General features: G+C 73.2%; 21 protein-coding genes. 14 read left to right on the forward strand and 7 right to left on the reverse strand.

Annotated elements, in window-relative coordinates; genetic code table 11:
- Positions 1–206: 206 nt before the first annotated feature.
- From ACIOD1_RS07780 to ACIOD1_RS07795, 4 genes are all read right to left on the reverse strand, one after another.
- Entirely contained in the window at positions 207–848 is a 642-nt protein-coding gene (locus tag ACIOD1_RS07780; protein WP_401900904.1) for a class I SAM-dependent methyltransferase, read from the reverse strand.
- A gap of 263 nt (positions 849–1,111) precedes the next feature.
- The gene (locus tag ACIOD1_RS07785; RefSeq protein ID WP_401900907.1) at positions 1,112–1,582 is read right to left on the reverse strand and encodes a pyridoxamine 5'-phosphate oxidase family protein; all 471 of its coding nucleotides are present in this window, start codon (positions 1,580–1,582) and stop codon (positions 1,112–1,114) included.
- Between the two features lie 201 nt (positions 1,583–1,783).
- Complete coding sequence (locus ACIOD1_RS07790; RefSeq protein WP_401900910.1) at positions 1,784–3,175, reverse strand: sensor histidine kinase; 1,392 nt, start codon at positions 3,173–3,175, stop codon at positions 1,784–1,786.
- A 118-nt stretch (positions 3,176–3,293) separates the two neighbouring features.
- On the reverse strand, positions 3,294–3,971 hold the full coding sequence (locus ACIOD1_RS07795) for a response regulator transcription factor (protein ID WP_365617318.1): 678 nt from the start codon (positions 3,969–3,971) through the stop codon (positions 3,294–3,296).
- Positions 3,972–4,114: 143 nt separating this feature from the next.
- Here ACIOD1_RS07795 and ACIOD1_RS07800 point away from each other — a divergent pair, with 143 nt between their 5' ends.
- The 5 genes from ACIOD1_RS07800 to ACIOD1_RS07820 all read left to right on the forward strand — a co-directional run bounded on the left by ACIOD1_RS07800 (position 4,115) and on the right by ACIOD1_RS07820 (position 8,912).
- Complete coding sequence (locus tag ACIOD1_RS07800; protein ID WP_365617316.1) at positions 4,115–4,690, forward strand: hypothetical protein; 576 nt, start codon at positions 4,115–4,117, stop codon at positions 4,688–4,690.
- A 269-nt stretch (positions 4,691–4,959) separates the two neighbouring features.
- Complete coding sequence (locus tag ACIOD1_RS07805) at positions 4,960–7,137, forward strand: SpoIIE family protein phosphatase (RefSeq protein WP_401900912.1); 2,178 nt, start codon at positions 4,960–4,962, stop codon at positions 7,135–7,137.
- Between the two features lie 91 nt (positions 7,138–7,228).
- Entirely contained in the window at positions 7,229–7,660 is a 432-nt protein-coding gene (locus tag ACIOD1_RS07810; protein ID WP_365617312.1) for a hypothetical protein, read from the forward strand.
- A 23-nt stretch (positions 7,661–7,683) separates the two neighbouring features.
- Positions 7,684–7,944, forward strand: coding sequence for a helix-turn-helix transcriptional regulator (locus ACIOD1_RS07815; RefSeq protein WP_365617542.1), 261 nt, complete (start codon positions 7,684–7,686; stop codon positions 7,942–7,944).
- Entirely contained in the window at positions 7,941–8,912 is a 972-nt protein-coding gene (locus ACIOD1_RS07820; protein ID WP_365617310.1) for an NAD(P)-dependent alcohol dehydrogenase, read from the forward strand. Before ACIOD1_RS07815 ends, ACIOD1_RS07820 begins: the two co-directional genes overlap by 4 nt.
- Here the strand turns inward: ACIOD1_RS07820 and ACIOD1_RS07825 are convergent.
- A complete protein-coding gene (locus tag ACIOD1_RS07825) occupies positions 8,902–10,554 on the reverse strand; it encodes an AMP-binding protein (RefSeq protein WP_365617309.1) in 1,653 nt (550 codons plus the stop codon). The two genes, ACIOD1_RS07820 and ACIOD1_RS07825, sit on opposite strands and share 11 nt — an antisense overlap.
- A 137-nt stretch (positions 10,555–10,691) precedes the next feature.
- Between ACIOD1_RS07825 and ACIOD1_RS07830 the strand changes: the two genes are divergently transcribed.
- From ACIOD1_RS07830 to ACIOD1_RS07855, 6 genes are all read left to right on the forward strand, one after another.
- Positions 10,692–11,318: an alpha-ketoglutarate-dependent dioxygenase AlkB gene (locus ACIOD1_RS07830; protein WP_365617308.1), complete on the forward strand. Its 627-nt coding sequence runs from the start codon at positions 10,692–10,694 to the stop codon at positions 11,316–11,318.
- Positions 11,315–12,460, forward strand: coding sequence for a tellurite resistance/C4-dicarboxylate transporter family protein (locus ACIOD1_RS07835; protein ID WP_401900915.1), 1,146 nt, complete (start codon positions 11,315–11,317; stop codon positions 12,458–12,460). Before ACIOD1_RS07830 ends, ACIOD1_RS07835 begins: the two co-directional genes overlap by 4 nt.
- Before the next feature lie 75 nt (positions 12,461–12,535).
- Positions 12,536–12,970, forward strand: a complete 435-nt coding sequence (locus tag ACIOD1_RS07840; protein ID WP_401900917.1) for a VOC family protein — start codon at positions 12,536–12,538, stop codon at positions 12,968–12,970.
- A 183-nt stretch (positions 12,971–13,153) separates the two neighbouring features.
- Complete coding sequence (locus tag ACIOD1_RS07845; RefSeq protein WP_365617303.1) at positions 13,154–13,852, forward strand: epimerase; 699 nt, start codon at positions 13,154–13,156, stop codon at positions 13,850–13,852.
- Positions 13,853–13,913: 61 nt separating this feature from the next.
- The gene (locus tag ACIOD1_RS07850) at positions 13,914–15,122 is read left to right on the forward strand and encodes an RNA ligase (RefSeq protein WP_365617301.1); all 1,209 of its coding nucleotides are present in this window, start codon (positions 13,914–13,916) and stop codon (positions 15,120–15,122) included.
- Between the two features lie 3 nt (positions 15,123–15,125).
- Positions 15,126–16,067 carry an AAA family ATPase gene (locus tag ACIOD1_RS07855; RefSeq protein WP_365617299.1) on the forward strand — a complete coding sequence of 314 codons (942 nt, stop codon included), beginning with the start codon at positions 15,126–15,128 and terminating at the stop codon, positions 16,065–16,067.
- Between the two features lie 105 nt (positions 16,068–16,172).
- On the opposite strand, the gene ACIOD1_RS07860 is transcribed toward ACIOD1_RS07855, so the two are convergent.
- Positions 16,173–16,727 (reverse strand): hypothetical protein, encoded by a 555-nt coding sequence (locus ACIOD1_RS07860; RefSeq protein WP_401900920.1) that lies wholly within the window; start codon positions 16,725–16,727, stop codon positions 16,173–16,175.
- Between the two features lie 317 nt (positions 16,728–17,044).
- Between ACIOD1_RS07860 and ACIOD1_RS07865 the strand changes: the two genes are divergently transcribed.
- Both ACIOD1_RS07865 and ACIOD1_RS07870 read left to right on the forward strand, forming a co-directional pair.
- On the forward strand, positions 17,045–17,278 hold the full coding sequence (locus ACIOD1_RS07865; protein ID WP_365617295.1) for a DUF397 domain-containing protein: 234 nt from the start codon (positions 17,045–17,047) through the stop codon (positions 17,276–17,278).
- Between the two features lie 89 nt (positions 17,279–17,367).
- Positions 17,368–18,294 carry a helix-turn-helix domain-containing protein gene (locus ACIOD1_RS07870; protein WP_401900922.1) on the forward strand — a complete coding sequence of 309 codons (927 nt, stop codon included), beginning with the start codon at positions 17,368–17,370 and terminating at the stop codon, positions 18,292–18,294.
- A gap of 88 nt (positions 18,295–18,382) precedes the next feature.
- Here the strand turns inward: ACIOD1_RS07870 and ACIOD1_RS07875 are convergent, their stop codons facing one another.
- On the reverse strand, positions 18,383–19,237 hold the full coding sequence (locus tag ACIOD1_RS07875) for an SAM-dependent methyltransferase (RefSeq protein ID WP_365617291.1): 855 nt from the start codon (positions 19,235–19,237) through the stop codon (positions 18,383–18,385).
- Positions 19,238–19,451: 214 nt separating this feature from the next.
- Between ACIOD1_RS07875 and ACIOD1_RS07880 the strand changes: the two genes are divergently transcribed.
- The gene (locus ACIOD1_RS07880; protein ID WP_365617289.1) at positions 19,452–19,826 is read left to right on the forward strand and encodes a YbjQ family protein; all 375 of its coding nucleotides are present in this window, start codon (positions 19,452–19,454) and stop codon (positions 19,824–19,826) included.
- Positions 19,827–19,998 lie beyond the last annotated feature (172 nt).

Consider the following 19,998-nt stretch of genomic DNA (forward strand, 5'->3'; position numbering starts at 1 on the left):
CGCGATCGGCACGCAGGGGCTTCCTTCGCCACGCCGCCTCGGGGCTGCGAGAGCCGTCCGGCAGACCCGGGGGTGGGCGTACACAAGTCGTGGCGACCTGTCTGGGTGCAGTGAATCACCTGAGAGCCTATGAGGGCAAGAGGTTGGGCAGATGCAAGGCACATGCTGAATTGGCCTCGCAAGTATGGAGAGATGATTCCCGTTCTCTACGAGGTCGCCCGGACGATCACGAGGGAGCCCTCGTATGTGGCCCGCGTGCGCAGATGTCCGTACCGCGCGTCCCAGACCCCGGACGCCAGGTCGCGGCGCAGGCTCTCGTCGAAGCGCTCGCGCACGCCGTCGTCGACGAAGCTCCACGCCGAACCGGCCTGCCGGGCGGCCGGATCGAGGAGCAACTCGGGGCGGCCGTAGTACGCCTCGTTGAAGGCGTCGGTGCAGTCCAGCGGGATCGGGACGGTGTGGACGCTGCTCGCGCCCCCGAGAGCCGCGGCGATGTCCTCCACGGGAGGGTGGCGGCGGGCCTCGATGTCGAGCACCTCGGGCGCGTACGCGGAGAGCCAGAAGTCGCGCACCAGCTTCGGGTCGCAGGTCACCACGACCACCGGGCCCCGGGTGACGCGCCGCACCTCGCGCAGGCCGGCCGCGACATCGCCCCACTGGTGCACGCCGAACAGGCTCATCGCCCCGTCGAAGGCGCCGTCCGCGAACGGCAGTTCCTCGGTGAGGGCGTCGACGTTCAAGACGGCGTCGGCGCCGTCGAGGGCCCGGGCGATGAACCCCGCGATGCGGGTGTCGGGCCGGCGGCGGATGCCGACGGCGGTATCGGCGTCGTGGATGAGTGCGTCCATGGGGTCCTGGCCTCGCCTCGTGAGCAGGTGATCGGGTGGGGGGCGGGTGGGGGCGGGTGGGGGCGGGTGGGGGCGGGTGGGGAGTCGGGTGGAGGTCGGGAGGGTGGAGGTCGGGAGGTGCGACGAGGGTCGGTGCGGCCTGCCAGAACTCCACCTCGGTCGGGTCCAGGGTGTAGAGGGTCCGGGCGGAGTCGACGAGCGAGGGTTCGCGAGCGATCAGGGCCGGCGACCGTCCCAGCGCCCGTCCCGGTCGTCGGGGTCCGTCAGGTACTGGCTCTGGCGGGCCAGGAGGGACTCGGCCCGGGCCGTCGCCGAGCGCCCGAGGAAGTCGGCGGCGCTGCCTCGGCCGAGCCGGGGCTCACGGGGCCCCGGACGCGTACCTGGCGGCCGTGCTCGGGCCGGTAGGAGGTGAGGGCCGCCCGGGGGTGGCAGGCGAGCCGGCCGCCCTTGGGGCTGAACGCGTGCCCGGCGAACTGCCGGCCCGAGGCGTCCACACCCTTGAGGATCGGCATGCGCGCGTCCGGGTCCCCGGCGGCGTCCACCGTCGACAGGGTCATCGCGTGCGGATCGCGCACCCCGTCCGTCACCGCCTCGACCAGCCAGGACAGGAAGAGCCGCACGGGCTCGATCGGAGCCGATTCCGGATCGAACGCCGGCAGCGGACCGGCGAAGACCTCCAGGTCGCGCAGCCACTGCCACGCCCCGTCCACGTGCCGCGCGCCTGCCGTGGTCATCCCGGCTCCCTCCGACCCCGTCACCCGCGCGCTTTCGGGACCACGCGTCCCGTACCTCGCGCCCTACATCATGCATCTTGCATCCGCGAGCCATGTTTCGTATATGCCCTCGCACATGCTTGTCCCATCGCCCAAATACGCCACAGATGCGGATCTGGGTGAACCGCCGGGCCGCCGGAGTCGGCGAGGCCGTCCGTGCGGTCACCCCCGGGGCGGCGCGCCGTTCGGGGCCAGGGGGAGGCGGACCACCAGAAGGGCCCCGTGCGCCGCCCCGGGCCCCGCCCCAAGCCCCGTCCCAAGCCCCGTCCCGCGCTCCGATCCGTGCGCCCGCTCCCCGACGGTGAGGGTGCCGCCGTGGTGGGCGGTGAGGTCGCGGGCGATGGCCAGGCCCAGGCCGGAGCCACCGTGGTCACGGCTGCGGGAATCGTCCAGGCGGGTGAACCGCTCGAAGACCCGGTCCCGGTCGGCGGCGGGGATGCCGGGCCCGTCATCGCCCACCTCCAGGACGGCCGTACGGTGGCCCGGCCCGCCGGCGGACCGCAGGACGAGCTCCACCCGCCGGTCGGCGAACCGCTGGGCGTTGTCGAGGAGGTTGGTGACCACCCGGGTCAGCCACAGCTCGCTGCCCTCCACCTCCAGGCCCCGCTCCAGCGTGGTGCGTACGGGGACCCGGTCGCCCAGGCGCGCGCGCACGGCCTTGTCGACCACGTCCCCCAGGTCCAGCCGGACCGCCGCCACGGGCTGCGCCGCGTCGATCCGGGCCAACAACAGCAGGTCGGAGCAGAGCCGCTGGAGCCGCTCGGTGTCCTCCAGGGCCCCGCCGATCAGCTCGGGCCACGACTCCGGATCGCGCACGGCCAGCGCCACCTCCAACTGGGTGCGCAGCACCGTGATCGGGCTCCGCAGCTCGTGGGATGCGTCGGCGATGAACTGCCTCTGGCGGATCCCGGAGGACTCCAAGCGGTCCAGCGTGCGGTTCATGGTCTCGGCCAGGCGCGCGACCTCGTCTCGCGTGGGCGGCACCGGCACCCGGCGGTGCAGGTCCCGATCGGTGATCTCCGCGACCTCGGCGCGGATCGCCTCGACCGGACCGAGCGCCCGGCCGGTGACCCGCCAGGTGACCAGCGCGACCGTGGCCAGCAGCAGCGGCCCGCCGACGGCGAGCGCGGCGGTGGTGGTGTCGTCGGCGGCGTCCACGTCGCGCAGCGAGGTCCCCACGAACACCGAGACCAGCCCCTGCGGGGTCTGCGTGGTCAGCTGCACCACCCGCTGGCGGTGCTCCCCGCCCAGCGGGCGGACCCGCCAGGTGTGGAACTCCGTACCGGGGCGCAGTGGCTTGACGGGGGCCAGCGCGGCGGCGCCCGCCAGGTTGGGCGTCGCCCGCAGCACCCGCCCGCGGGCGTTGACCACCTGCACGAACTCGGCCCCGATGCCCGGCGGCCGCATCCGGTCCAGGTTCCCGTCGGCGGCGAGCTGAGCGACCACCACGGCCTGCTGCTCGGCGTCGCGCTCGGCGTTGCGCAGCAGGTTGCCCTCCAGCAGCCCGAGCAGGGCGAACGAGGCCACGCTCAGGGCCACCGCCACCACCGACACCGCGCCGACGGTCGCCCGGGCGCGAACGGTCGTCGGCCAGAACCGGCGCGCCCGACGCCGCAAGGGGCGTGCGGCGCGCCGGAGCGCGCCCCGCAAGCGCACGGCCGGCCCCCGGCCCTCAGCCACCGTCGGCCGCCAGTCGGTAGCCGGCGCCGCGCACCGTCTCCAGGGCCGAGCGCCCGAAGGGGGCGTCGATCTTCCGGCGCACGGCGCTGACATGCACCTCGACGACGTTCGGATCGCCGTCGAAGGCGCTGTCCCAGACCTGTTCCAGGATCTCCCGTTTGGGCACGACCTCCCCGGCCCGCCGGGCCAGGTACTCCAGCACCGCGAACTCGCGGGCCGTCAGACGGATCTCGGTGTCCCCGCGCCGGCAGGAGTGGCGGGCCGGGTCCAGCCGCAGGTCCCCGTACTCCATGACCTGCGGGCCGCGGCGGCCCGTACGGCGGCCCAGGGCGCGGAGCCGGGCCACGAGGACGAGGTAGGAGAAGGGCTTGGAGAGGAAGTCGTCGGCGCCGGTGTCGAGCGCCTCCGCCTCGTCGTACTCGCCGTCCTTCGCGGTGAGCATCAGGATCCCGGACTCGTTGCCGGCGGCGCGCAGGCGGGCGCAGATCCGGTAGCCGTTGAGGCCGGGCAGCATGATGTCCAGCACGATCAGGTCGTAGTCGTGCTCGGTGGCCATCCACAGGCCCTGCGGCCCGTCGTGGGCCACGTCCACCGAGAACCCCTCCGACCGCAGGCCCCGCTGTAGGGCCAGGGCCAGCCGCCGTTCGTCCTCCACCACCAGTACGCGCATGCCGACCAGGGTCTCAGGCGGGCGGAGCGGCTTGCTGAAGAGGTCTTCAGGCGGCTTCAGGTGGGCTTCAGCAACACCGTTCCATGCTCGGGGCCGAGGCAACGAGCCGGGTGGTGTGCCCGGTTGTGGTGAGGAGTACCAATATGTCTGATTCTTTCCCGCCGTCTTCCGAGAAGCCGGGGGACGCCCCCGAGCGCAGGGGCCTGCGTCGTGTGGTGCCCCGGAGCAGGGGCGCCCGGTGGACGGCCCTCGGAGCGGCCGTGGTGATCGTCGGCGGCGGCCTGGCCGCGGTGGCGGTGGCCGAGCACCACGACGGGCACGACGGCCGGCGCGCGGTCATGGCCCGGGCCGACGGCGGCCCCTTCGGCGGGGCCAAGCGCGCCCAGGGGGCCGAGCCGAAGGTGCGCGACCACGACGGGGGCGAGCGGGGCGGGCCCGGCGGACGTCCGGGCGGCGGGGGCAAGGCCGAGGGCGGCAGGTCCGGCGGGGGCAAGGCCCCGGCCCCGGTGCCCTCGCTGCCCATCGCCCAGGCGGCCGAGAAGGCCGCCGGCGCGGTCCCGGACGGCAAGGTCGAGGCCCTGCGCGCGATCGCCCAGGAGGGCGGCGGCAGCGCCTGGCTCGCGGTGGTCCTGGGCCCGGACGGCGTCCGCCACCGCGTGACCGTCGCGGGCACCGACGGCGCCATCACCTCCAACACGGTGGCGCCCGGCGCCCGCTAGATCCTTTTCGCCGAAGGAGCGCCCGGCCCGGGGGCGCCCGAGCACTCCCTGTACTCGGGCGCCCCCGCGGCGTGCGGGACACCGCACCGGACATCGCCCGCGCGCCCGTCGCTCCGCGCGCCGGCACCGCGCGGACACGCCTTGGGGCTCCCCTGCGGGACGTGCCCGCCATCGCCGGGGTCGCAGATGGCGGGCAGTATGGAGGGGAGCCCTCCGTCCGCCCGGGCGGACGCGGGCCTGTGGCGTGACGCGGGCACAGGAGGCGACTGGTGTCACCGGACCGGCCGGGGGGAGAGGCGTTCGCCGGCGGTCCGATCCGGTCCGAGCCGGGTTCCCTGCTGGAGCACGTGTCCGTGGCCGTCTTCGGCCTGGACGAAGCCGGCCGGATCTGTTTCTGGGGTCCCGGCGCGCGCGAGCTGTTCGGGTACGAGGCCACCGAGGCGCTCTTCCGGCCCGCCGCGCTCCTCTTCCCCGAGCCGCCGCCCGGCACCGCCCACTCCGCCGCCCGGCTCGCGGAACGCGCCCGCGCCCTCGGCTACTGGCGGGTCCGGCTCAACGCCCGGCACCGGGACGGCACGGTCTTCGGCTGCGGATTCCGGGTCTTCCCCGTGACCGGCGCCGGCGGAACCGCCCCCGCCGACCTCGCGGCCCCCGCCGGTCCCACGCCCCCCGCCGGCATCACGGGTGCGGACGGCAGTTCCGTGGTGATGGGCCTCGCCAGCCGGGGCGACGAACTCGACCGGGTGAAGACGAACCTCTCCTTCCTCGACGCCCTCTTCGAGACCAGCCCCATCGGCCTGGTGATGCTCGACCGGCAACTGCGCTACGTCCACCTCAACCAGGTGCTGGCCGACATGGACGGGCTCCCCGTCCGCGAGCACCTCGGACGCCCGACCTCCGAGATCATGCTCACCTCGGACGGGGGCGAGTTCCAGCGCATGCTGCGGGCCGTCTCCGACGAGGGCCGACCCCTGGTCAGCGCCCTGGTGGGGATGCGGACGCCCGGCCGTCCCGACCGGGACCAGGTGCGTTCGGTGAGCTTCTTCCCGCTCACCGGTGCGGGCGACACCCGCCCCGGCATCGGCGGGCTGCTGGTGGACGTGACCGACCGCGAGCACGCCCTCCTGGAGGCGACGGCCGCCCGTCAGCGCCTGGCCCTCCTCGACCGGGCCGCCGCCCGCGTCGGAACCACGCTGGACGTGCCGACCACCGCGCGGGAGCTGGTCGGGGTCGCCGTACCCGGGTTCTGCGACGGCGCCGTCGTCGAGCTGGTGGAGTGGATGAACCCGGCCGAGGCCTTCGACCCGCTCCTGCCCCTGATCACGCGCCGGATCGCCGCCCGCAGCACGCTCCGCCCGTTCGGCCCCGTCCCCACTGCCCCCGACCCGACCGAGGGCGGCGAGCGGACCACGTACCCGCCCGGATCGGCCCTGCACCGGATGCTCAGCACCCGGCGCCCGCTCCACGTCACCCCGGACGAGGAGGCCGGGCCCCCGCGCGGCGGCGGACCGGAGCGGGAGGGGGAGTCGATGCTCCCCGGGAGCGGGTTCGCGCACCTCCTGCTCGCCCCGCTCATCGCCCGGGGCGCCGTCCAGGGCGTCGCCGCCTTCGGTCGCTCCCGCGCCCGCCCGGCCTTCACCGGCCCGGACCTGAGCCTCGCCGGGGAACTCGCCTCCCGCGCCGCCCTCTGCCTGGACAACGCCCGCCTCTTCAGCCGGGCCCAGGACATCGCCCTCACCCTCCAGCGCGCCCTGCTCCCCGGCGCCCTCGCGAGCGGCCCGTACGTGGAACTCGCCCACCGGTACCTGCCCGCCAGCCGGGCCACCGAGGTCGGCGGCGACTGGTACGACGTGATCGACCTGCCGGGCGGCCGGATCGCCCTCCTCGTCGGCGACGTGATGGGCCACGGGGTGCCCGCCGCTGCGTCGATGGGCCGGTTGCGCATCACCGCCCGGGCGCTGGCCCGCCACACCCGCGACCCAGGCGAGCTGCTCGCCGAACTCGACGCCTGCGCCCAAGAGTCCGGCATCGAGTTCGCCACCTGCCTGTGCCTCTTCTACGACCCCCGCACCGGCCGCGCCCGCCTCGCCAACGCCGGGCACCCGCCGCCGCTGTTGCGACGCCTGGACGGCGCCGTCGAAACGCTCGGGGGCGCCTTGGGCGTCCCGCTCGGGGTGGGCGGCGTCGCCCTGCCGTCGACGGAGATCGACCTGCCCGACGGGGCGGTGCTCGCCCTCTACACCGACGGCCTGATCGAGACCCGCACCCGCGACATCGAAGCCGGTCTGCACGCGCTGCGCGAGCGACTCGCCGCGCAGTCGGGCTCGTTGGAGGAATCGGCGGACCGCATCCTGTCGGCCCTGCTGCCCGCCGCAGCGACCGACGACACGGTCCTCCTGCTCGCCCGGATCCGGCACGCCGCCACGGGCGCGCCCCCGCGCATGTGAGGCCCCCGTACGTAAAGAATGCTTGACACAATGTCGAAGCTGTTTGACACTCCCCCTGTTCGGTCTTCTTTACACGGAGGGGGTGGCCGCAATGGCGGCCGAGGAGAAACGCGTCTGGATCATGCTGGTGGTCGCGGTCACCGCGTACGCGGCGTACCTGAGCGTCGTACTGGGCGCGAGCGCCGCAGGGGAGCCGCTGGCGCGAACCCCTTACGCGGCGGCCCTGTTGTGGTCGATCGGGCTGTCGATCGCCGTGTCGATCGCCGCGAACATCGCGGTCTCCGCCGCCTCGCCCGCCGAGGAGAACGGCAAGGATCAGCGCGACCGGGAGATCCACCGCTTCGGCGAGTACGTGGGGCAGTCCTTCGTGGTGATCGGCGGGGTCGCCGGCCTGGCCCTGGCGATGGCCGAGGCGGCGCCGTTCTGGATCGCCAACGCCATCTACCTGGCCTTCGTCCTGTCCTCGGTGTTGGGATCGACGGCCAAACTCGTCTCCTACCGCCTCGGGTTCCACCCGTGGTGAAGCCGACGCGGGTCACCAACACCATCCGCGCCCGGCGCTTCGCCCACGGCGAGATGACCCAGGCCGAACTGGCCCGACGCGTGGGCGTCAGCCGCCAGACCGTGATCGCCATCGAGCAGGGCCGCTACTCGCCCTCCCTGGAGATGGCCTTCCAGATCGCCGGGGTGTTCTCGGTACCGATCGACAGCGTCTTCCAGTACTCCGGACCCGGGGCGCCCCCGCCCGGGACCGCACCCGCCGACGGGTCCGCCGCGGAGCCGCCGGCCGAGGGAGGGAACCCATGAGAGCCGTCGTCCAGGACACCTACGGTCCGCCCGACGTCCTGCGCCTCGAAGAGGTCGAGCGGCCCCTGCCCGGCCGGGGCGAGGTGCTCCTGCGGGTCCGGGCCGCCGGTGTCGACCAGGGCGTCTGGCACCTGATGGCCGGCCGCCCCTACCTGCTGCGCCTCGGCTTCGGACTGCGCGGCCCCCGCGCCCGCGTCCGGGGGCTCGACGTCGCGGGCCGGGTGGAATCCGTCGGCCCGGAGGTCACCCGCTTCCGCCCCGGCGACGAGGTGTACGGCACCTGTTCCGGAGCCTTCGCGCAGTACGCCACCGCCCGCGAGGACCGCCTCGCGCCCCGACCCGCGAGCCTCACCGCCGAACAGGCCGCCGCCGTACCGGTCTCGGGGAGCACCGCCCTCCAGGCCCTGCGCGACGCGGGCCGGCTCGCCCCCGGCCACAGCGTGCTCGTCATCGGCGCCTCGGGCGGGGTGGGTTCGTACGCGGTCCAGCTCGCCAAGGCCCTCGGAGCGGCCCGCGTCACCGGGGTATGCGCGCCCGCCAAGGCCGACTTCGTCCGCTCGCTCGGCGCCGACGCGGTCCTCGCCCACACCCGCGACGACCCCACCGACGGAACGCACCGCCACGACCTCGTCATCGACACCGGCGGCAACCATCCCATCCACCGCCTGCGCCGGGCCCTGACCCCGCGCGGCACCCTCGTGATCGTGGGCGGCGAGAGCGACGGACGGCTGCTCGGCGGTACCGACCGACAGGTGCGGGCCCTGCTCCTCTCCCCGTTCGTCGGTCACCGGCTGCGCGGACTGGCGTCCACCCCGCGCGCCGCCGACCTGGCCGAACTCTCCCGCCTCGCCGACTCCGGAGCCTTCGTGCCCGCCGTGGACCGCGCCTATCCACTCGCCCAAGTGGCCGACGCCATAAGGTTCCTGAGGGACGGTCGGGTGCGCGGAAAGCTCGTCGTCACCGTCTGACGTCCGGTGTGCCCGCCCGGTCCCCGCCGAGCAGCTCCCGGGCCATCGCCCGCATCTCGACCTTGCGGATCTTCCCGGTGACGGTCATCGGGAACTCCTCCACCACGTGTACGTAGCGGGGGACCTTGAAGTGGGCGAGCCGGCCGGCGCAGTACGCGCGCACCGCGTCGGCCGTCAGCGGCTCGGCCCCCTCGCGCATCCGCACCCACGCCATCAGCTCCTCCCCGTACTTGACGTCGGGGACCCCGATGACCTGGACGTCCAGGACGTCGGGATGGGAGTGGAGGAACTCCTCGACCTCGCGCGGATAGACGTTCTCTCCGCCCCTGATCACCATGTCCTTGATCCGGCCGGTGATGCTCAGGTACCCGTCCGCGTCCATGACCGCCAGGTCGCCGGTGTGCATCCAGCCCTCCGGGTCCACGACCTCGGCGGTCTTCTCCGGCTCGCCCCAGTAGCCGAGCATCACCGAGTACCCCCGCGTGCACAGCTCGCCCGGGGTGCCGCGCGGCACGGTCGCGCCGGTCCGGGGATCGGCCACGCGCACCTCCAGGTGCGGCCCCACGCGCCCCACGGTGGACACCCGGCGCTCGATCGAATCGTCGGCCCGGGTCTGTGTGGACACCGGCGAGGTCTCCGTCATGCCGTAACAGATGGAGACCTCCGTCATGCCCATCCGCTCGATCACCTCGTGCATCACCTCCACCGGGCAGGGGGAGCCGGCCATGATCCCGGTCCGCAGGCTGGAGAGGTCGTAGTCGTCGAAGGCGGGATCGGCCAGCTCCGCGATGAACATCGTCGGCACCCCGTACAGCGAGGTGCACGCCTGCGCCTCCACCGCCGCCAGCGTCGCCGCGGGGTCGAAGGCGGGCGCCGGGATCACCATCGTCGCGCCGTGGCTGGTGCACGCGAGGTTGCCCATCACCATGCCGAAGCAGTGATAGAACGGCACCGGGACGCACACCCGGTCCCGCTCGGTGTATCCGCACAACTCGCCCACGAAGAAACCGTTGTTGAGGATGTTGTGGTGCGAGAGGGTGGCGCCCTTCGGGAACCCCGTGGTGCCCGAGGTGTACTGGATGTTGATCGGGTCGTCCGGGTGCAGGGCCGCCCCCGCGCGGGCCAGCGCGGCCCGGTCCGCGAGGCGACCGCGCCGTGACAGCTCCTCCCACTGCGGCCCGTCCAGCAGGACCGTGAACTCCAGCTCCGGGCAGCGCGGCCGGACTTCCTCGATCATCGCCGCGTAGTCGGAGGTCTTGAACCGGTCCGCCGCCACCAGCAGCCGGATCCCGGCCCGCGTCACGACGTACTCCAGCTCGTGCGAGCGGTACGCCGGGTTCACGGTGACCAGCACGGCCCCGATCTTCGCGGTGGCGTACTGGACCAGGGTCCACTCCGCCCGGTTCGGCGACCAGATGCCGACGCGGTCACCCCGCGTGATCCCGAGGTCGAGCAGGCCCAGCGCCAGGACGTCCACGTCCTCGGCCAGTTCCGCGTACGTCCACGTACGCCCCGCCGCCATGTCGACCAGGGCGTCGCGGTCGGGGAAGGCGCGGACCGTACGGTCGAGGTTGTCCCCGATCGTCTCCCGCAGCAGCGGGACCTCGGAGCTGCCGGACGCCAGACTCGGCTCGACGGACACGCGTACCTCCTTGAGTGGCTGCCGGTGCGCAGGCGGTCCATGATCCCCTCAAGGGGCCGTGGCCGGCCAGAGGGCGGCGTCGGCCACACTCCCGCGTTAATCGAGCAGGTGTTCGGATACGGAGGTACGCTGGAACCATGCACGCGCTCCAGGGCTCCCTCTTCGACCAGGCCGACGAGATCCGGCCGGGCCCCCTGGCCCCCGTCCGGCGGACCCCGCTCGGGTCCGGGGCCTGGGTCGACCACCTCCCCGGCTGGCTCCGGGGCGCCGACGCCCTGTTCGAACGGCTGGCCTCCGACGTCCCCTGGCGTGCCGAGCGACGACAGATGTACGACCGCCAGGTGGAAGTGCCCCGGCTGCTCGCCCACTACGGGCAGGGCGAGGAACTCCCGCACCCGGCGCTCACCGAGGCCCGTACCGCCCTCGACCGGCACTACGCGGCAGAACTCGGCGAACCCTTCGCCACCGCCGGCCTCTGCCTCTACCGGGACGGCCGCGACAGCGTCGCCTGGCACGGCGACCGGACCGGCCGCTCCGCCACCGAGGACACCATGGTCGCGATCATCTCCGTCGGCGCCCCCCGGGACCTGGTGCTGCGCCCGCGCGACGGCGGCGCCACCCTGCTGCGGCTGCCGCTCGGACACGGGGACCTCGTGGTCATGGGCGGCTCCTGCCAGCGCACCATGGAACACGCCGTCCCCAAATCGACGCGGGCCGTCGGCCCCCGCATCAGCGTCCAGTTCCGCACCCGGGGCGTCATGTGAGCGCCCCGCGCCCCGAGCGGTCGCGGCGGTCGCGCGGAGCCACGCCCCACGGGGTCGCCGCCACAGCCCCCGGGGCCGGGGCCGCACCTGCCGGGGTCGGCGCCGGTGCCGGGGCCGCCAGGCGTTGGTGGGACGCCCTCTCGCCCGCCGCGGGCGGCGCCGTCATGGCCGCCGGGATCCTGTCCGTCGGCCTCGCCCTCATCGGCCGCACCGCGCTCTCGCTGGCCGCCCTCGCCGTCACCGGCGCCCTGTGGCTGCTCCTCGCCGCCGACTTCGCCCTCCGCCTGCTCGGCGACCGGGGCCGCTTCCGGGCGGAGGCCGACACCCCTGCCGCCCTCACCGCCGTCGCCGCGACCACCATCCTCGGCACCCGGCTCGCCCAACTGGGCCGGCCGGCGCCGGCCGCCGCCCTGCTGGTCCTGGCCGCCGCCCTGTGGCCCGGGCTCCTGTGGAGCGTCGTACGGCACTGGCACCGCCGGATGCCCGGCGCCGCCTTCCTCGTCTGCGTCGCCACCCAGGGCCTCGCCATCCTCGCGGCCGTCCTCGCCGTCGCGTACCGCCTCGACTGGCTCGACCGGGCGGCCCTCGCCTGCTTCTGCCTCGGCACCCCGCTGTACCTCGTGGCCCTGAGCCGCTTCGACCTCCGCGAGGTGACCGGCGGCGCGGGCGACCACTGGGTGGCGGGGGGCGCCCTGTCCATCACCGCCCTCGCCGGGGCCAAGCTCACCGCCGCCCCGCTGTGGACGGGCGCCACGCACGCCACCCTGCGCGTCACCACCCTGATCGCCCTCGGCCTCTCCCTCGTCTGGTACGCGGTCCTGCTCGTCGCCGAGGTGCGCAACCCCCGCACCCACTACGACGTCCGCCGCTGGTCCACCGTGTTCCCCCTCGGCATGACGGCCACCGCCTGCCTCTCCGCCGCCCCCGCCACCGGGATCGCCTGGCTGCGCCCCCTCGGGGAGGCCCTGCTGTGGATCGCCGTCGCCGCCTGCGCGCTGACCTGCGGGGCCCTCGCCCTGGCCCGCGGCCACACCCACCACCCGCCCGCCGGCCCGAGCGCCCCACCCGCCGGCCCGCCCGCCGGCGCCCGTCCGGACCTCCCGGCCGACCCTCCCCCCGAGGCCGGTACGACGGGCCGATGACCCCGCCCCCGCGCCGGCCTCCACCGCGCGGCCCTCGCGGTGGCGCCGCCCCGGCCGGCTCAGTAGGGTCGCGGCATGGCCTACACGTTCCAGGTGACCGTCGACAGCGCCGACCCGCACTCCCTCGCCGACTGGTGGGCGGAGGCCCTCGGTTGGGAAGTGGAGCCCAGCGACGAGAACTTCATCCGCGGTCTCGTCGCGGCGGGCCACGCGAGCGAGGACGACACCACCACCCACCGGGGCACCCTCGTCTGGAAGATCGGGTCCGCCATCCGTCACCCCGAGGGCCTCGAACGCGCGCCCCGGGTCCTCTTCCAGCTCGTACCGGAACCGAAGAGCGCCAAGAACCGGGTCCACCTCGACGTCCGCATCGGCGAGGACGACCCCAAGGAGGTCGTGGCGCGCCTCCTCGCCCACGGCGCCACCCACCTCCACGACGTCCGCCAGGGCCCCTTCGCCTGGACCACCCTCACCGACCCCGAGGGCAACGAACTCTGCATCACCCACTAAGGGCTGTCCCGTGATCCCTGGTGGGCGCGCGGCGCCGGCTACGGCACCTCGCCGCGTTGTCGGAACGCCCGAATACGTCCGGTATTCGGGCGTCCCTCCGGCTTGCGATGCACCGCATCCGACGCCGCGCGCTGATCCACCACGGATGACGGGACAGCCCTTAGGCCGACGTAGGCTGCCGACGTGAACATCATCCTCTTCGGCGCCACCGGAATGCTCGGTCGGGGAGTCCTGCGCGAGTGCCTGCGCGACGACTCCGTGGAGAGCGTCCTCGCCATCGGGCGGACCCCCCTCGGCGTGAGCCATCCCAAGCTCCGCGAGCGGATCACGCCCGACCCCACCGACCTCACGGACCTCGCCGACGAGCTGCCCGGCTTCGACGCCTGCTTCTTCTGCCTCGGGGTCTCCTCCGTCGGCATGAAGGAGGACGCCTACCGTCGGATCACGTACGACCTCACGCTCGCCGCGGCCCGTCCCCTCGCCGCCGCCAACCCGGAACTGACCTTCACCTACCTCACCGGCGCAGGCACCGACAGCACCGAGCACGGCCGCAGCATGTGGGCCCGGGTCAAGGGCAAGACCGAGAACGACCTCCTTCAACTGCCCTTCCACGCCTACATGTTCCGGCCCGGTCTGGTCCAGCCGGTCAGCGGCATGCCCACCCGCACCCTGCTCTACCGGGTCGCGTACGTCCTCACCCTGCCGCTGTTCCCCCTCGTACGGCGCATCGCGCCCGACCGCCTCACCACCACCGAGGCCATCGGCCGCGCGATGATCAACGTGGCCACCCCCGGGCACCCGGCGGCAGCCGGATCCGCGCCCCGGATCCTGCACCCCCGGGACATCAACCGCGCTGCCGCCCAGGGTCGTGACCAGTCATAATTCGGTACCGCGCACGGCCTCCCGCACGAGAGGATGAAGCATCTCGAACGGGGAGGAACCCATGAGCCAGGACCGCCTGACTCTGCACGACCTGATGCCCGCGCAGGAACTGTCGGCAGCCATCGAAGCGGGGCACGTCACCCGCAAGGCGCACCCCGAACTGCCGCTGTCCATCTACACGTACACGCGCGAGGCCCAGTACGAAGGGGTCTGGAACCGGGTCACCACCCGCTGTCGTGGCCTGGTCGCCGAGGACGGCACCGGCGTCGTCGTCGCCCTGCCCCTGCCCAAGTTCTTCAACGTCGGCGAGCACGAGTCCGGGCGCCCCTACGCGCCGGCCCTGCCCGACGAACCGTTCGAGGTGTACGACAAGGTCGACGGCAGCCTCGCCGTGGTCTACCACTACGCCGGCCGCTGGCGGGCCGCCTCCAAGGCCTCCTTCACCAGCACCCAGGCCACCTGGGCGCAGCGCCGCCTCGACGCCCGTGACACCGCGGGCCTCGTGCCCGGCACCACCTACCTCGCCGAGGTCCTGTACCCGCAGAACCGGATCGTCGTGGACTACGGCGACCGCAAGGACCTCGTGCTGCTCGCGGCCTTCGGCCCCGACGGGACCGAGGTCCCGCTCGCCGCGGCGGCCGGGCACTGGGGCGCGATCGGCTCCGTGGTCTCCGTCTGGCCGGCGATGCCGCTGGCCGAACTCCTCGCGCTCGCCGAGTCGAACACCCTCCCCGACGGTGGTAGCGCCGGTGGCACCGACGCCGAGGGCTACGTGCTGCGCTTCGCCTCCGGGGTGCGCGCGAAGGCCAAGCTGAGCGAGTACGTACGCCTGCACCGGGTGCTCACCCGGTGCACCGAGCGGGACGTCTGGCGCGCCCACGGCGTGCAGCGCTTCGCGGGTCTGCCCGTCAAGCAGCTCGCGCAGGGCCTGAACTGCACGGTGGCGGAGATCGAGGAGTCCGGCGGCAAGCCGCTCGACGCCCTGCTGGAGCAGGTGCCCGACGAGTTCGACGCCTGGGTGCGCGAGGTCATCACGGGCCTGGAGGAGGCCGCGGCGCGCCGTGAGCGCTCCGTCGACGAGGCCTTCGCCGCGCTCGGGCACCTCACCGCCGACCGGGGCGCGTTCGCCCGGGCCGTGCGCGAGATCCCCGACCGGGACGTGCGCCCGGCCATGTTCCTGCGGCTGGACGGCCGGTCGACCGAGCTCACCGGCTGGCGGGCGCTGCGGCCCGAGGCGTCCCAGCCGTTCACCACCGACGAGGAGAACTGACCCGTGTCCGAACAGCCCGCCCCGCCCGCACTGCCGGTGGTGCACGTCATGACGGGCCTGCCGGCGTCGGGCAAGACCACCGCCGCCCGCGCCCTCCAGAGCGAGGCCGCCGGGCGGATGCGCCGGGTCAACCTCGACGACCTGCGCACGATGATGGACCTGCCCGACCCGGAGCGCGAACGTTCCTTCAAGCACGAACAGACCGTGCTGGCCGTGCAGGACGCGGCGGTCCGCGCGGCCGTCGAGGACGGCTTCGACGTGGTCGTCGACAACACCCACCTGACCCCGCACATCCCCAAGCGGCTCAAGGCGGCCGTGGCCGGACTCGCGACCTTCGTCGTCCACGACTTCACCGACGTGCCGCTGGAGGAGTGCCTGCGCCGTGACGCCGCCCGGGAGCGATCCGTCGGCGAGGAGATCATCCGGATCCTGGCCGACAAGCACGCCCGGTCCCGCAAGGGCGGCTGGCGGCTCACCGCGGAGTGGCTCAACGACCAGCCGCCGGTACGGGCCTACGTGCCCGACCCGGCCCTACCGCCGGCCGTCCTCTGCGACATAGACGGCACCCTCGCGCTCACCGGGGACCGCGGACCGTACGACTTCACGCGCTGCGAGCGGGACCTGTTGAACGAGCCGGTCCGGCACGTCCTGAACGCCTTGCGGGAGGCCGCGGGGGACCGGATCGTGCTGCTGTCGGGGCGCGGTGAGGAGCACCGTCCGCAGACGGAGTCCTGGCTGCGGGCGCACGAAGTGCCCTACGACGAGCTGTGGATGAGGCGGGCGGGCGACACCCGGCGCGACGACGTGGTGAAGGCGGAGCTGTTCGACGCGCACGTCCGCGAGCGCTTCGCGGTGCGGGTCTCGCTCGACGACCGGGACCGGGTGGTGGCGATCTGGCGCCGCATGGGCCTGCCCACCTGGCAGGTCAACTACGGGGCCTTCTGAGCCCGCGCACGGGCGGGGGCGTACGGATGCCCGCGTACGGATGCGGGCGTACGGTCCGGGGCGCGGGCCCCGGCTCCGTACGCCCGCACGGGCCGACCGGTAAAGTCAGCGGCACCACTTCACCGGGGTGATGTCCTTGACGTAACGGGCGGAGACCCAGGCGTCCTTGCGGTCGGCGACCATCCGCTTGTCCTTCGCGGCGTGCTTGCCGTCCGACGCGTCGCTCCCGTTCATTCCGTCCATTCCGTCCATCTCGTCACGGCCGTCGGAGCCATCCGTGCCGTCGTTGCCGTCGCTCGGCCGCTCGCGGTCGTCGGTGTCGAGGCGGTACCAGATGTTGTTGCCGGAGACCTCTTGGCCGCGCTTCTTGCATTCCAGCGTCAGCTTCTGGTGCGGGTGCACCGTGCCCAACACGGACGAGTGGGTGGTCGGGCGGCTGCGGACCTTGAGCGGGCCGCGCGAGACGACCTTGCCCAGGGCGTGGCGGGGCTTGGGGTAGACGCCCGGCTCGGTGTACTCGGGCTCGTCGCCGTTGACGTACTCCGGCGCGGACTCGTGGTCCCGCGGACCGTCGTCGGCGACGGCGAACCCCGCGCCGGTCAGGCCGAGCGCCAGGCTTCCGGCGGCGAGGGCGAGGACGGTCCTGGTGGGCTTCAGCATTGAGCGGGCTCCTCTGAGAAGACTTCCGCCCGGTCGCGCTCCGCGGCCCGGGGTGGCAGCCGGGGGCTGCCAGGGACGACTATGGCGAGGCCCTTGCCGCAGGTCCGGGCGGCGCACCGCCCTGTAGCCCGATCTGCCCAACGGGTGCGCAAGGAGGCCGGTTCGATGATCGGATCATTCGCGCGCGGAGAAGGTGACACCCTTTCGAGGGACACCGGAGCCCGGCGCGGCCGGCTAGCATTCTCGTAACCGCCTTGTCATGCAATCCCACATGGGATTGCGTGATCATGTGCGTCCGACGAGAAGAGGTCCTGATCATGCAGTTACGCAATGGTGTCGTCGCGAGCGAAATCCCCGGTGCGGTCTGGGTGAAGAGCCGGGCCAGCGTGGGCAACGGAAATTGTGTGGAGTTGGCCTCGCTCGCCGGGGGTGCGGTGGCGGTGCGCAATTCGCGCTTCCCGGAAGGACCCGCGCTGATCTTCACGGCGGATGAGATCGAGGCGTTCATCGACGGTGCCAAGCGTTCGGAATTCGATCAACTGACCGGATGACAGTCATATCGTAGGCCAAAGCTTGGACGGGCAGGGGTCACGCTCCATTCTGGGAGACCGATTTCCGTCTCCGTCACCGTGGAGTACACATGTCTGCCCTCCCCGCGCCGCTGCCCGATCGCCTCGCCTCCATCCTGCCGCTGGAAAGGGAGCCGGGCCGGGCGGCGGCCGGCCGCATGCTGGGGCAGGAACTCAGGGGGTGGCGCGAGGCCTGCGGACTCACCCTGCGCGACGTGGCGCCGATCATCCGCGGATCCGTGTCGAAGGTCAGCCGCCTGGAGCGCGGGGAAAGCCCCCCGAAGGCCCGTGACGTGCTCGACCTCGCCCACCACTACGGTCTGGGCCCCGAGGAGATGCGGACCGTGGAACGGCTCCTCGAATTCGCCCAGGACTGCGAATGGTTCGAGCACTACAGCGATGTGACGCCCAGTTACCTGAGGCGCCTGATCCAGCTGGAAGGCGACGCCGAGGAGATCTGCGTCTACGAGAACCTCGTGGTGCCCGGGATCTTACAGACCCCCGAATACGCCGCCCACATGGTCAGGGCCGTCATGCCCAGCGCCTCCGCCGAGGAGATCGACCGCGTCGTCCAGCTGCGCACACAGCGGCGGTTGCGACTGATGGACGGCGAAGTGCCGCGACTGACGGTGCTGTTGGACTCCGGCATTCTCCACCGACGCTGCGGGAACGCCCGCGTGATGCGGGAGCAGATCACCTACCTGCTGGAAGCCGAGGACACCGCCAAGGTCAACATCCGCGTCCTCGACATGACCTCGGGGTACGTCGCCGCGCCCCCGTACCCCATCACGCACCTGAAGTTCCGCGACGGCGGTCCCGCCGAGCTGGCCTACGTGGAGCACATCAACGGAGCCAACTACGTCACCCGCCCCCGAGCCCTCGACGACCACCGCAACGCACTGAGCAACCTCCGCATCGCCGCGTCGTCCAGGGACAAGAGCAGGGGCCTGCTCAACGAGGCCTTGGACCGCTTCACCGAGGGCCCCGACGCGCCGTAGACGCCCCGGACCACCCCCGCCGCCCCCGGGCCCGCCTCATCCGTCGAAGCGGGCCCGGGGGAGCCGGGGCGTGCGCGGCCGCGCGACCTCAGCGGGCCCGTAGTCGGCCCACGCCGCCCCACTCGACCCAGTCCCTCGGGCGGAGTTCCGGCGGGGGCGGGGTGGCGTCGGGGCGCCAGTCCACGACGTCGACCAGGTCCGGTTCGAGTATGTCCAGCCGGTCGAAGAACTTCCGGACCTCGTGGGGTTCGCGCACCCGACCCCAATGCCCGTGCGTGGTCACCTCCATGAGGCGGGTCACGTCCTCACGCACCACCGGGTCGTCGCTGACGAGCTGACAGATCACCATGAAGCTGCCGGGTGGCAGCAGTTCTGCCGTCCTGGCGACTACCTCCGCCGGCGAGGGCAGGTCGCCCGAGTCCGGAATGCAGTGCAGCACCGACACGAACAGGGCCGCGATGGGCTGCTCCCAGTCGAGGAACCCGTCGGTGGCCGCGCGGATCGCTTCGGTGTCGCGCATGTCCCGGCTGATGACCAGGGTGTCGGCGTTGTCGTGGAGGGTGGTCTGGGCGTGCGCGAGGACCATCGGGTCGTTGTCGACGTAGACGACCTTGCAGCCCTCGGCCGCGCGCTGGGCCACCTCGTGCACGTTGTCCTGGGTGGGCAGGCCCGATCCGTGGTCCAGGAACTGCCGGATTCCGAAGTCCTCCACGAGGATCCGGACGACCCGGGTCAGGAAGGCCCGGTTGTTCCGGGCCAGGAGCTGGGTGCTGGGAGCGATCTCCAGCAGCCGGCCGCAGGCGTCCCGGTCGCTGGCGTAGTTCTCCACGCCGCCCAGGAGCCAGTCGTACATCCGGGCCACACTCGGGGTGTGCATGTCGATCGCCGGGGACGGCGGGGTGCGCGGGGACTGCGGCGCCGGTGGATTGTGCCCTAACTCCATGTGCCCTCCTCGGGGCCTGCGGGCAGGCCCGGTCGTGCGGGATCGGCCCATGGTAGGGAGTGCCCGGGGGGCCTGCCAATCACTCGACGGTGTTCGGCCAGGGCCGCGGGGATCCGGCCGGCCCCACGGGGGCGGCCCCACGACCCCGGCCCCGCCGAGGTGGGGCCGGGGTCGTGCGGATGCGGGAGGCCGGGCCCGGGGCCACAGTGGGCCCATGGGTATCGACGATTACGGCGGCGGGACCGGCACCCGGCAGTCCGGTGTCCTGGTGGTGACGACCAACGACGTCCCCGGCTACCGGGTGGAGCGGGTGATCGGGGAGGTCTTCGGCCTCACCGTCCGCTCCCGGCACATCGGCAGCCAGATCGGCGCGGGTCTGAAGTCCATGATCGGCGGCGAGCTCAAGGGGCTCACCAAGACCCTGGTCGCGACCCGCAACCAGGCCATGGACCGCCTCATCGAACAGGCCGAGGCGCGCGGCGCGAACGCCGTCCTGGCGATGCGGTTCGACGTGACCGACGCCGCCGACGTGGGGACCGAGGTCTGTGCGTACGGCACGGCCGTGGTGCTGGTGCCGATCGGGGGCTGATCGGTCCGACCCCGCGCATGTGGTCCCCCTCCCGGCACACACGGTCCCCGACCCACGCGATCCTCCGACGCGTAAGTCCAGGACACGTAAGGCCAGGACACGTAAGTCCAGGACACCCCCGCGCTTTGTCCATGGGCCTGCCGCCCCGCTGTCCGCAAGCTGACTGGTCAGT

Origin of the sequence: Streptomyces sp. NPDC088097 (assembly GCF_044741845.1) — a bacterium.
Taxonomy (GTDB): Bacteria; Actinomycetota; Actinomycetes; order Streptomycetales; family Streptomycetaceae; genus Streptomyces.